Here is an 11,909-nt window from a genome sequence, read left to right as displayed (position 1 = left end):
GGTCTGGTAACTTGAGGCACTGATTGGCAAGTTGCCTAAAGTTGATACGATGAAGAAACTCTTGGAACAAAACGAGCCCGGCGTCATTTGAAAGTTGACCGCCGTCGGCGGTCACAGTCACATTGGTATTGCATTGCAGGGATAAGCTGGTTAAAGTTGAGATGGTGTGAAGCCTCGCTTTCGTGATGGTTTTTATCGACTCAACCTTAGCATATAGGCGCACCCAATGGGTGAAACACCAAAGCAGCGCAGTCCCGTGTGAATCGTGGGATTGCGCTGCTTTTTTGAAATTCTATGAATAATCCAGGTGAAGATAACCATTTCGTCTTTTGGTACGATGAAACTGGGAGTTTTCACAAAAATATTGCGGAGATTACACAACAGCTTCATGAACCTGTTGTGATCATGAACGCACGGGACCAGTTTCAAACCAAACTCGAATTGACTGAGATGCAACGCCAAGGCAAATCTGCATTAGTCTACTCGCCTGCACCGAAGCCAAGCTTGGCACAGAATCTACTGGCGGATTTTTTGTATTATTCCAAGACCTATGCGGCTGATGCTTTGACCATGCTTCAAGAAGAACTGAACTTGAAACCAACGGATAAGAAATTCCTCGAAGAATATGCCACATTTTTTGCCAGCAAAATTCGTAAGCAACGTTTTGTCGAGTTGAATTATAATCATCAACCGTTGGAGTTAGTGTTATTGGCGGCAATTGCCAAGGCTTCGAGTCCTGCTTTAGGAGCAATTTTGCAAGTCATCTGCCAAGGTTCACTGGATGAAGACAATGAAACCTTGATGCTGTTCAAGAAGTATGGCGCCTTAGATGCTTTTTGGGAGTTCATTGATCGTGCCTATGGCTTTCAAAATGCCCATAAGACGCCGCTATACTTGTTTACCGCCATGTTATTAAATATGGCTTATGATCAAGCAGAACGGGAATTACCGGTCAATCTTGGCACCTACACGTTGACGCACGCTAACAATGCCATCACGTTTATTCAAAACACACGTAATTTAATTAACTGTCAAGCCGCGATTCAACATATTGCTACCGAAGTCTGGCAGTTTATTCATGGTCAAGGCTTGTTCGGAAAGCTTGATATCGCGCAATTAGCACGTATTGATGCCTTTCCAGAAATTGATCAGCTCATTGCCAAGTGGGTGACTGCCCGCATTTTGGCTGATGATTTTGAAGCTCGGATCAACCGGATGTCGCTGGCAGAATTGATTGCTAGTCGTCAGGTGATGGCATATGGGAATCTTTGTGCCTCTGTGTATCAGATTCAGCATGATGCGCTCGCGTTGTTAACCAAGCAGACCGAACAACAACCTGAAGACCTTGCGGCAGCGATTGACGCCTACGTAACAACAGATTATCAACTTGATACCAGCTATCGTCACTTCACCGCCGCTTGTGCCAATGTTGCACCGGAGATTGAAGCCATTACTGAAGGCATTCAAGATAAGGTCGAGAATGCATACTTGAACGGCTTCTTATCGCAATCGATTCAGGAATGGAATCAAGTATATAGTGCTGAGGCGGTGCCGAGTGACCGGTATCAGCGAAATTTCTATCGCCAATATGTTTCAACCAATAAAGATCGTATCGTGGTGTTGATTTCTGATGCGTTTCGCTTTGAAGCCGCCAAATCCTTGCAGGCACAGCTTGATGCCAAAGATACGATGACGACTGAGATGCAGTATTTGATCACCGGACTGCCGTCTGTGACTTACTTTGGCATGCCGTCGTTATTACCCAATCACAACTTAGCTTATGATGGGAACAAATTAGTCTTTGTCGATGATCAAGCGGTCAATACCACTGAAAAGCGCGAGCAGCTGCTGCAGCAAACTAACGAAGCCAGTGCTGCTGGGTTAGTAGGTGATTTTAATAACATGAACACCGCGCAACGTCGTGAATTTCTTGCCGGTCAAAAAGTCGTGTATCTGTACGATAATCGTGTCGACACAACCGGTGAAAAGTCGGTGACAGAACAAGAAGTCTTTGCTGCTACCCAACGTGCCATCGATCACCTTGCGCGCACGATTGAAATTCTGCGGAACAACAGTGTACGCCATATCATCGTTACGGCAGATCATGGCTATATTTTCAGGCACTCGGCCTTGGATAGCGCCAATAAGATTGAAGTTTCTAATGCAGATGCTGAAGCAGCTGGGGTGATCAAAAAAGAACAACGCTATGTGATCTCCGAGCGGCCATTGGCGACGAAAGGGACGGCGCATCAAGCCCTTGGTGCACTACTAGGTAATGATGACTCACGCTTCGTTAACTACCCGAGGAACTTCGACATCTTCCAGGCGCCAGGCCCCAGTCAAAACTATGTCCATGGTGGCAGCTCGGCACAAGAAATGATCGTTCCAGTCTTGGACGTTCAAACTAGCACCGGTCGTTCACAAGCTGAAGCGGCCAAGCTACATGATGTCACGGCCGCCCATCGCATTACCGCTCGTGATATGGTGGTGCAATTAATGCAAGACGATGCCATCAGCGATTTGGTTACTGCCGCCACGTATCAGGTTTATTTCGTGGATGATGCTGGGCAAAAGATCTCTGGGGTTCGTGAGGTGGTAGCAGATAGTCGTGCAACCATGCCAACCGAGCGAATTCAGCGGATTCGTTTGACGTTAAAAGATGCTAAGTACATCAATGGACGCAAATATACGCTAGCGTTGCATAATGTGGATACGGAAGAAGAATTCACAACGGTGTATACGATGGACATGGTAATTGGAGGAGGGTTTGGCTTTGACATCTGATGAACAACACGCGCGTCAAGTCGCGATTCAGACCAAGCTCGAAGAACATTTTTCCGGCCGCTTTGTGCGCAAAGACTTGACGCAACGCATCAAAGAAGGCGCTAATGTGCCGACTTATGTGTTGGAGTTTCTGCTGGGTCAATATGCCAATGGCTAAGATCCAGTAGCCATTGAGCGCGGTGTGGAAAACGTTAAGAGGACCCTGGCCAATAATTATGTTCGGCCTGATGAAGCCGAAAAGATCAAGTCAAAGATCCGCGAGAATGGCGCATACACGGTGATTGACAAGCTCACAGTTGCATTGAATACCACGGAAGATCGTTATGAAGCGACTTTTGGTAATCTTGGAATCTCAGGCGTACCGGTGGATGAAGATTATCCCAAGCGCTTCGAACGACTCCTAATCGGTGGCATCTGGTCGATCGTGCGCCTGAGTTATGATCATGAAAGCGACGATCACTTCAACATTGTTGAGCTAACACCAATTCAGGTGCCGTTTGTTGATATGGATGAGGTATATTCCGGTCGTGCGCAGTTCACGACTGAGGAATGGACTGATCTGCTATTGCGCTCGATGGGCATGGAACCAGATGCCTTTGAACAACGCGTTAAGTGGCTCTTGATTTCGCGGTTGATTCCGCTGGTTGAAAACAACTATAACTTAGTTGAACTTGGACCACGTGGCACCGGGAAGTCGCATGTATATAAAGAGTTGTCGCCAAATTCTATTTTGGTATCTGGTGGGCAAACCACGGTGGCTAACTTGTTTTATAACATGGCGCGTCACGAGGTCGGATTGGTTGGTATGTGGGATGTGGTTGCCTTTGATGAAGTCGCCGGCATCAACTTCAAAGATCAAGATGGTATCCAAATCATGAAGGATTACATGGCTTCTAGCTCGTTTGTTCGCGGTCGCGCAGAAATCCAAGCCAGCGCAGGCATGGTATTTGTTGGGAACATCAACCAAAGTGTGGATGTGTTGTTACGGACATCTAATTTATTTGAGCCATTTCCAGACGCGATGGGGTCCGATACTGCATTCTTGGATCGAGTTCACAACTATTTGCCTGGTTGGGAGATTCCCAAGTATAAGCCGAGTTTCTTTACCAGCGGGTTCGGCTTTATCACCGACTATCTGGCCAAGGCTGCCGCTACGTCGAATCATATTTGCGCCAGCAGGATCGCACCTGGTATGACTTTCTGGAGACCTGCATTGCGCTTGACGGTCACTTCACCCGCGTTGAGCTCGCCATCAATGATCGGAATGGTTTGCTCGATGTACCGACCTTGATTGAGAAGTGTGACCGCGATGAATTCACCTCGCGTTTTCATGGCTTCCGAGATAGGAAACGTCAAGGACAAGTTGCCACTGAAACGATCCATTTTGAAACGGCCGTTATTCTTTGCTATATTGAAAAGAGAAACTGGAGGGTTACAGTTGGAGACTTCGAAGGAACAGATCATGACGGTGTTGCGGCGGACAACGGGCACGCCGCTGACCACAAGCGCCATTGCTGCCCAGATTAATTTGTCGCGTTCCGTCACAAGCCATTATCTGAATGAGTTGCAAGCTGCACATCAGATCTTCAAAATTGAGGGGCGGCCGGTGCAGTGGAGCCTGATCGCGCCGGATGCAACCGCAACCCCGCGGAATCAGGCATTCGCCGACTTTATTGGCGCGCAGGGCAGCCTGACCGGGCTCATCGAGCAGTGCGAGGCGGCGGTCAAATACCCGCCGCGTGGGCTCAACGTGCTGATTACGGGTAATTCAGGTGTGGGTAAGAGCTACCTGGCGGCGAAGATTGTCGATTACGCTCGCGACGAAGGCGTCGTGGCCGCGGACGCGCCGTTTGCTGTGTTGAATTGCGCGGATTACGCCAACAACCCGGAATTACTTTCCAGCATCCTTTTCGGCTACGTCAAGGGCGCGTACACAGGGGCGGACGAGCCCCGCAGCGGCATCCTTCAGCAAGCGGATGGCGGCTTCTTGTTTTTGGACGAAATTCACCGGCTATCCAGCGAGAATCAGGAGAAGTTGTTTAGCTTCATCGACAGGGGCGTCTACTACAAAATGGGGGACAACGATCACCCTCAACACGCGGCGGTGCGCTTGATTTTAGCCACCACCGCTGACCCGGAGCGCGTCCTGCTCGATACGTTCCGCCGCCGGATTCCGATCACCATCAAGTTGCCCGACTTTGCGCGGCGCCCCGTGGACGAGCGGCTCCAGATTGTTGAGACGCTCCTGCGCAACGAGGCGCGGCAATTGGACCGCCAGTTGTTCGTGCCCGGGTACCTTCTGCACGCGCTGGTGCGGGTGCAGGCGGCAGGCAACATTGGCTACCTCAAGAACCTGATGAAGCGGGGCTGTGCGCGCGCATACAAGGATCAAAGCGACCAGCAGGTACTGACGTTGACGCCTGCCCACTTTGATATTACCGGGATTGATGCGACCAATACATACGCGGACGTCACGATTGATGTGAATGCGCCGCGGCTCCTCAATGCCGATGCCTCAACCACCATTGACCAGCAGCGACTCGCGGCCCTGCTCGCGGCGCTGGTGAAGAACAATGGTGCGGACGCAGACGCCTACACCCGGTTGGATGATCAGCTGCAAAGCATGGCGGTGAATGTGTGCTCGGAAACATTAAATCACCCGTTGGCGCTTAAGTTTCGTCAACGCGGTGAACACGTGATTCGCGAGCGCTTCGGGATTCCAGCCCCACGCCACCTGGGACTGGTGCTGTTTGACCTGTACTTGCAGCGCTTCAGGCTTAGTGCCGACGAGACGAGCGTGCTGGAGCGCACGACGCAAAGCATCTGCCCGCGGGCACTGCACGTTGCGCGGGTGTTTTTCAGTGGCATTGTCGAGCTGAATGGGCCAAGTACCGCCACGTTGACGGCGCTGCTGGCGCTTGCCATTCACGATTTAGTCGATGAGAAAATTCCCCGCTCCGCCATTTTGATTGCCCATGGCGTCAATACCGCCACCAGTATTCAGGCGGTTGTCAATCAGCTGTGTGGCACTTACGTCGTGGACGCCATCGATATGCCCATTAACACCGGGGTGTCGGCGGTGGTGGCGCAGACGCAGGAGCTGGTGGATCGGCTTGGCACAAGCAATGGCTTGATTCTGATGGTGGACATGGGGTCGCTGGAGCAGCTGTACAGCGAGCTGCGGAGTCACCTGGATGGTGACTTGCTGGTGGTGAACAACCTGACCACGGTGACCGCGCTGGATATTGGCCTGAAGCTGCAGCAGCGCATGCCCTTTGCCGAGATTGCGGAAGCGGCTGAGCATTACACGATTAGTGCGCAGTCGTATACCGGTTTTTCGCGGACGCCGAATATTCTCATTTCATGCATTTCGGGGCTGGGGATCTCGGACAAACTGCGGGATATCATCCAGCCGTACTTGCCGCTCAACATTAAATGCATCACGGTCGATTATGCCCAGTTAAAGCAACGAATCGGGGAACAAAACGACTATTTTGCGCAGACCCTGTTCATCCTGACCACCAATGACTTGCCTGCCATTAAGGTGCCAACGCTGAATATCTATGACTTGCTCGACGCAGCGGGGACGCGCCAGCTGGCCGAATGGTTGGCGCCGTATGTGGACGTCGCGCGCATGCAACAACTCAACAGCGAGCTGCTCCGCTTCTTCTCCATCGAGGGGGTTAGTGAACGGCTGAGCTTCTTGAATCCAGATATCGTGATTAAGGAAGTCGAAAGCGTCATCAGCAAGTACGAGGCCTTCTATCACATCAGCCTGGACGGGAAGGTTAAGCTCAATCTCTACATGCATATCGCCTTGATGATTGAACGGTTGCTGGTTCGCCACCAGGTGAACGTCCCGGTTGCCCCGCCAGATGCGGCTGAGCAGGAATTCATTCAGGTCTCGAACGGGATTTTCCGGCCGATTGGGCTGAAGTACAACATCACCATCGACGACTACGAATTGTCCCTTCTGTATGAGCTATTCAAGCAGTTTGTCTAGTGTTTAAGATACACATAAGAAAGTGTTTAGCCTTTAAACACTTTCTTTTTTTAGCGCTAAATTAACCGCTTCCGCGACTTGGCACATGTTTTGCTTGTTATTTAGGTGTAGCGCAAAGGAGGTGAAGCGAATGACGAAAGTATTAATTGTGAGTCACGGGCATTTCGCCAGCGGGCTCAAGAATTCAATCGGGATCCTGACGGGAATGGCGGAGAAGGTCGAGGCCATCGACGCGTATGTTGATGACAGTGATTACACCCCGGCCATCGCGTCGTTTATCGAAGCTTCAGGTTCTGAACCGGCCATTATTTTTACAGATCTAATGGGGGGCAGTGTCAATCAAAAGGTGATGCTCGCTGCTGAGAATGCCCCTAATATTATCATTGTGACCCAGATGAACCTTGCCATTATTTTGGCCGTCTTGTTGGACGGCCGACCGATGACGTCGGCGGTGGTGGATGAGCTGATTGGGCAATCTCAGGTGCAGCGGGTGACGTTGCAACATCAGGCCCCGCCGGCCCCAACTGAAGACGAATTTTTCGAATAGCACCGGCTACGGCTTGGGCACCTATGCGTGATCACACCAGGCCGCACGGTGAATTACAGGAGGCAAAATTATGATTGTACAACTACGAGTGGACGACCGGCTAATTCATGGGCAAGTGGCACTGGTTTGGACCAAGGAACTGGACACCCCAGGCATCGTCGTCGCGAACGACAACGCCGCGAGCAACGAAATGGTGCAGATGACGCTGAAGATGGCCACCCCGACCGGCAAGAAGCTGTTGATTCGGACCGTGGACGACGCCATCAAGGTTTTCCAGAATCCCAAGGGTGCCAACATGCGGATGTTCGCCCTCGTGAACAGCGTCAAGGACGCCTTGAAGATTGCCCAGAACGTGCCGGGCATTCAGGGCATCAACGTCGCCAACGTGGGCCGGTTCGCGGGCAACAGCGAAGGCGAGCCGACGCAGTTGAGCGCGACCCTGATGCTGGTTCCGTCCGAACTGGCGGCCTTACGTGAGTTGGCAAAACTGGACGTGCCGGTTTTCCAGCAGGTGATTCCAAGCAATCCGCAAACTGCCATTAGTTCACTGTTGAAGTAACAGCAATCCATTGTATAGGAGGAACGCACTATGTTACACACCGCATTCTTAGCTGCACTTTGTGTATTTATCTGTTTTGGCGGTAACTGGCTGTGGGGCCAAACGATGATTGAACGGCCCCTGGTGGTCGGCCTCGTTGCCGGGATCATTTTTGGCGATGTGAGAACCGGCGTGATGATGGGGGCTTCGCTCGAAGCCATCTTCATGGGGGCCGTCGATATTGGCGGGGCGCTGTCCGCCGAACCGGTCACCGCAACGGTCCTGGCGACCACATTTGCCATTACCCTGAACGTCAACGAAAAGGCAGCCCTTGCGCTGGCCGTGCCGATCGGTGTTTTTGCCGCATTTATCTCCATGTTTATGAAGAACGTCGTGATGAACGTGTTCGCCCCAGCAATTGATAAGGCTGCCGCCGCCGATGACGGTCGCCGCATTACCTTTTTACATTTCGGCATGTGGTTCATTAACTACTTCATCTTCTCTCTGGTCACCTTCTTCTCTGTTTTGGCCGGTGCAACGCCGGTCCAGAACATGGTTAACCAGATCCCCAAGAATCTGATGGCCGGCTTGTCCGCGACCGGGGGCTTGCTGCCTGCCGTTGGGTTCGCCATTCTGATGCGGATGCTCTGGAGCAAGCAGTTGTCGCCGTTCTACTTCTTGGGCTTCATTCTGGCCGAGTACATGCAACTGCCGTCTGTTGCGGTTGCCGCGGTGGGGTTGATCATCGTCGTCGTGCAATGGATGCGCGATAAGCAACTGATGGACATTGAGAATCGCCAGAAGGAGCTGTTGAGTCGGCCTGCGGCTCAAACTGCAGGGACCGGTACTGCTCAGAGCAACGACGCACAAGAAGAGGAGGACTTTTTCTCATGAAAATAACGAAGAACGTTTCCGCTGAAGATCGGAAGATGCTGAATTCAATTTTCTGGCGCTCCTTCACCGTTTTCGGCAGCCGCGCCGGCGCGACCAAGGCTCATGCGCCTGGTTTCATGTACTCCGTGATGCCGGCCTTCGATCGCTACTACAAGAATGACAAGGAAGGCCACCGCCAGGCGTTGATGCGCCACACTACGTGGTACAACATTACGCAGAACGTGGGGACCTTCGTCATGGGCCTGGTTGCGTCCATGGAAAAGGAAAACGCCGAGGAGGACAAATTCGATGCGGATTCCATCGTCGCCTTGAAGACGTCCTTGATGGGCCCACTGTCTGGGATTGGCGATTCCATCTTCTGGGGTGTGCTGCGTGTGATTGCAGCCGGCATCGGGATTTCGCTGGCCTCGCAGGGTTCTTGGATGGGTCCGATTCTGTTCTTGCTGATTTACAACATCCCTTCAATTCTGACACGTTATTACCTGACCTACATGGGCTTCACGGTTGGGGATTCGTTCATTCAGGACATGTACAAGAGTGGGAGCATGCAGCTGCTGAACAAGGCGGCCTCCACGCTGGGCTTGATGATGATTGGCTGCATGACCGCAACCATGGTCAAATTCAAGAGCACCTTGTCGATTCCGATTGAAGGCGGTAAGCCAATCGAAATCCAAACCTACCTTGATCAACTGTGGCAGGGCCTGGTTCCGCTTTGCGTGACCCTGGCTTGCTACTGGCTGTTGAGCAAAAAAGTGAACGTTAACTGGATCCTCCTGGGCGTCCTCGTACTCGCTGTCGTCCTCGGTCTGCTTGGAGTAGTCTGATGACCTACGGCTTATCGGTTGCTGAGGTCTGTCTCCGCCTGATTTTGGCAGTCGTGGTCTCTGGCGTCATCGGTTACGACCGTGAGCACAAGAATCGGCCGGCCGGGCTGCGCACTCACATTCTGGTGTGCGTGGGCGCCTGCATCATTGCCCTGGTGCAGAAGGAAATTGGCTTTAACGCGCTGAACATCGCGGTGGCCACGCCGAAGCTGGCGGGGGTCGTGCGCGCCGATGATGCCCGCTTGATTGCCCAGGTGGTCAGCGGTATTGGCTTCCTGGGGGCCGGCACCATCATCGTTCAGCACCGGGCGGTTCGCGGCTTAACCACCGCGGCGAGCCTCTGGGCGGTAGCTTGTGAAGGACTGGCGGTTGGAATGGGGAACTATGTCATCGCGCTTGCAGGAATGGTCGTCGTGTTCGTCGTCCTGGTTTTCCTGAAGCGCATTATCCATGTCAACACGTTCAAACGCCTGGAGATCTCTTACGAGCACAAGCTGCCGACCAAAGAATTCATTCAGCAATATTTCGATGATCACAAGATTGTCATCAATGACGTCAACTTCAGCGTGACGGTCACAAGTAAGCAGCGTCTCTACACCAATGTTTACGAGCTGGAGATTCCCAAATCGATGAACTACGCCGACGTCATCGAAGATCTGTCGATGAACATGAACGTGCGCCAGGTGCGGACGATTAGCCTGTAAGGATGTGAGAAGCTTGAAGCCATCATTTAAGCTCGGCCCCCAGCAGCGCCTGCAGACGCGGCTGGTCATAACCCCTGGGATGCACCAATCGCTGGACATTCTGCAATTCGGCGCCAGCCAATTAGCCGATTATCTGGAACGCGTGGTGGCGGACAACCCGTTTTTGGAGGTCCGCCGGCCGCACCTTGACTACGACGATTTTCCACCGATTGCGGATACGCAGCAGGAGTCACTGACGGATCACTTGCTCGCGCAGCTGCGCGTTAGTGATGAAGATGGGGCGACACGCAAGGTGGCGGCGCAGTTAGTGCTGATGTTGAACGAGCGCGGCTACTTCACGGATTCCGTTGATGCGCTTCGGCACGCGCTTGCGGTGACCGCACCGCAGCTCACTGGCGCATTGCACCTGGTACAGTCGCTGGAGCCGGCCGGAGTGGGCGCATTTGACCTCACGGATTGCTTGCTACTGCAGGCCCGTTCAATTGGGCGCTTTGACCAGACGGGGCTGGCAATCCTTGAGCAACAGGAACTGGCGGCACTTGCCGATCAGTCGCAGTGGCCGCAGTTGGCGGCGCGGCTAGCGTGCGACGTCACCGCACTCGCCACAGCGCTGGAAGCCATCCGCACCTTGGATCCGAATCCTGCCGGCCGGTTTGCCGGCAACGACACCATTCAGTACGTGGTGCCTGATCTGGTGGTCGAGCGAACGCCAGCGGGGCTACAACTGCTGGACAGCCAGCGAGGACAGGTGAGAGTGCGCTTTGATGAGGCGACTTATAACCAGTTGCGCGGTGAGGCAGACCCGGCGGCGATGCAGTACCTGCGCGTCCAAAGAAGCCAATATCGGACACTGAGCCGTGCGCTCAATCGGCGGCAAGTCACCTTAATGCAGATTGGACAGCAGATTGTGCAGGTGCAGGCGGCGTTTCTCAACGATGCGGCCGCACAGCTGGCGCCTTTGACCATGAGTGCCTGCGCCAGTGCCATCGGGGTGAGCGTCGCCACCGTCAGCCGCGCCATCAAGGACAAATACCTGCGAGTCGGCGGACGCGTCATTGCGCTGCGTGAGTGCTTCCGCGTTCCAGTGGCAAAATCTGGCGTGACCGCTGGGCAGATTGGGGAGTTACTCCAGGCGGTTATCAAGCGTGAAGATGCGGAGGAACCGCTGAGCGACATCGAATTGGTTCAGCGCTTGGCAGCCAAACACGTCGAGGTTTCGCGGCGTACCGTTGCGAAGATTCGCAAGCAATTGGGCATCGGCAATCGGTATGAGCGAACCGCGGGTAAGCCATAATTGGCTGGAGTTTAGTCTGACTCTTGCAGATGGAATCCAAAGCGAACAGCTTTGAACGCATGCTTTAATTGGGTGAGAAAAGCACTGAGGGTGGCGAGACTTGAATGTCGATAGAAGCCCATGGTATATTGCCAATGAATCGAAGTTGTTTATCCCACACCTTGGCCGTCGCAGCACTACCTGCGGCGGCTTTTTTTGGAAATTTGTCAAATGGTGTTGAAGGATAGTTTTTATCCTTTGAAGGTCTCCCCGACCGTGGGAGGCTTTTTTGTTATTTAATTGTTTAAGGAACTATGATGGATGCAGGGATAATGGTATTTT

At 52.8% G+C, this 11,909-nt stretch carries 8 protein-coding genes and 2 pseudogenes; all 10 read left to right on the top strand.

The annotated features are described in order from the left end of the window. Positions 1 to 294 precede the first annotated feature (294 nt). The 10 genes and pseudogenes from pglZ to rpoN all read left to right on the top strand — a co-directional run bounded on the left by pglZ (position 295) and on the right by rpoN (position 11,588). Positions 295 to 2,784: a BREX-1 system phosphatase PglZ type A gene (gene pglZ, locus ACKTSG_RS12045; protein WP_407895100.1), complete on the top strand. Its 2,490-nt coding sequence runs from the start codon at positions 295 to 297 to the stop codon at positions 2,782 to 2,784. After that, positions 2,774 to 3,928: pseudogene (brxL, locus tag ACKTSG_RS12040) on the top strand (BREX system Lon protease-like protein BrxL); the annotation flags it as partial. The gene pglZ and the pseudogene brxL, both read left to right, overlap by 11 nt. A 20-nt stretch (positions 3,929 to 3,948) precedes the next feature. Continuing rightward, positions 3,949 to 4,311, top strand: a pseudogene (locus ACKTSG_RS12035) (hypothetical protein); the annotation flags it as partial. Beyond that, positions 4,223 to 6,787, top strand: coding sequence for a sigma 54-interacting transcriptional regulator (locus ACKTSG_RS12030; RefSeq protein WP_407895098.1), 2,565 nt, complete (start codon positions 4,223 to 4,225; stop codon positions 6,785 to 6,787). The pseudogene ACKTSG_RS12035 and the gene ACKTSG_RS12030, both read left to right, overlap by 89 nt. 130 nt (positions 6,788 to 6,917) lie before the next feature. Beyond that, entirely contained in the window at positions 6,918 to 7,334 is a 417-nt protein-coding gene (locus tag ACKTSG_RS12025; RefSeq protein ID WP_407895096.1) for a PTS sugar transporter subunit IIA, read from the top strand. 70 nt (positions 7,335 to 7,404) lie between these two features. Then, positions 7,405 to 7,893: a PTS sugar transporter subunit IIB gene (locus tag ACKTSG_RS12020; RefSeq protein WP_407895094.1), complete on the top strand. Its 489-nt coding sequence runs from the start codon at positions 7,405 to 7,407 to the stop codon at positions 7,891 to 7,893. Between the two features lie 30 nt (positions 7,894 to 7,923). Beyond that, a complete protein-coding gene (locus ACKTSG_RS12015) occupies positions 7,924 to 8,766 on the top strand; it encodes a PTS mannose/fructose/sorbose/N-acetylgalactosamine transporter subunit IIC (RefSeq protein WP_407895092.1) in 843 nt (280 codons plus the stop codon). Next, complete coding sequence (locus ACKTSG_RS12010; RefSeq protein ID WP_407895090.1) at positions 8,763 to 9,590, top strand: PTS system mannose/fructose/sorbose family transporter subunit IID; 828 nt, start codon at positions 8,763 to 8,765, stop codon at positions 9,588 to 9,590. The genes ACKTSG_RS12015 and ACKTSG_RS12010 overlap by 4 nt, the downstream gene beginning before the upstream one ends. Then, positions 9,590 to 10,294 carry an MgtC/SapB family protein gene (locus ACKTSG_RS12005; RefSeq protein ID WP_407895088.1) on the top strand — a complete coding sequence of 235 codons (705 nt, stop codon included), beginning with the start codon at positions 9,590 to 9,592 and terminating at the stop codon, positions 10,292 to 10,294. The genes ACKTSG_RS12010 and ACKTSG_RS12005 overlap by 1 nt, the downstream gene beginning before the upstream one ends. 13 nt (positions 10,295 to 10,307) lie before the next feature. Further along, a complete protein-coding gene (gene rpoN / locus ACKTSG_RS12000; protein ID WP_407895086.1) occupies positions 10,308 to 11,588 on the top strand; it encodes an RNA polymerase factor sigma-54 in 1,281 nt (426 codons plus the stop codon). Positions 11,589 to 11,909 lie beyond the last annotated feature (321 nt).

Source organism: Lacticaseibacillus salsurae (assembly GCF_045862175.1).
In the GTDB taxonomy this organism is placed as follows: domain Bacteria; phylum Bacillota; class Bacilli; order Lactobacillales; family Lactobacillaceae; genus Lacticaseibacillus; species Lacticaseibacillus salsurae.
This window is presented reverse-complemented; position numbering and strand designations above follow the sequence as displayed.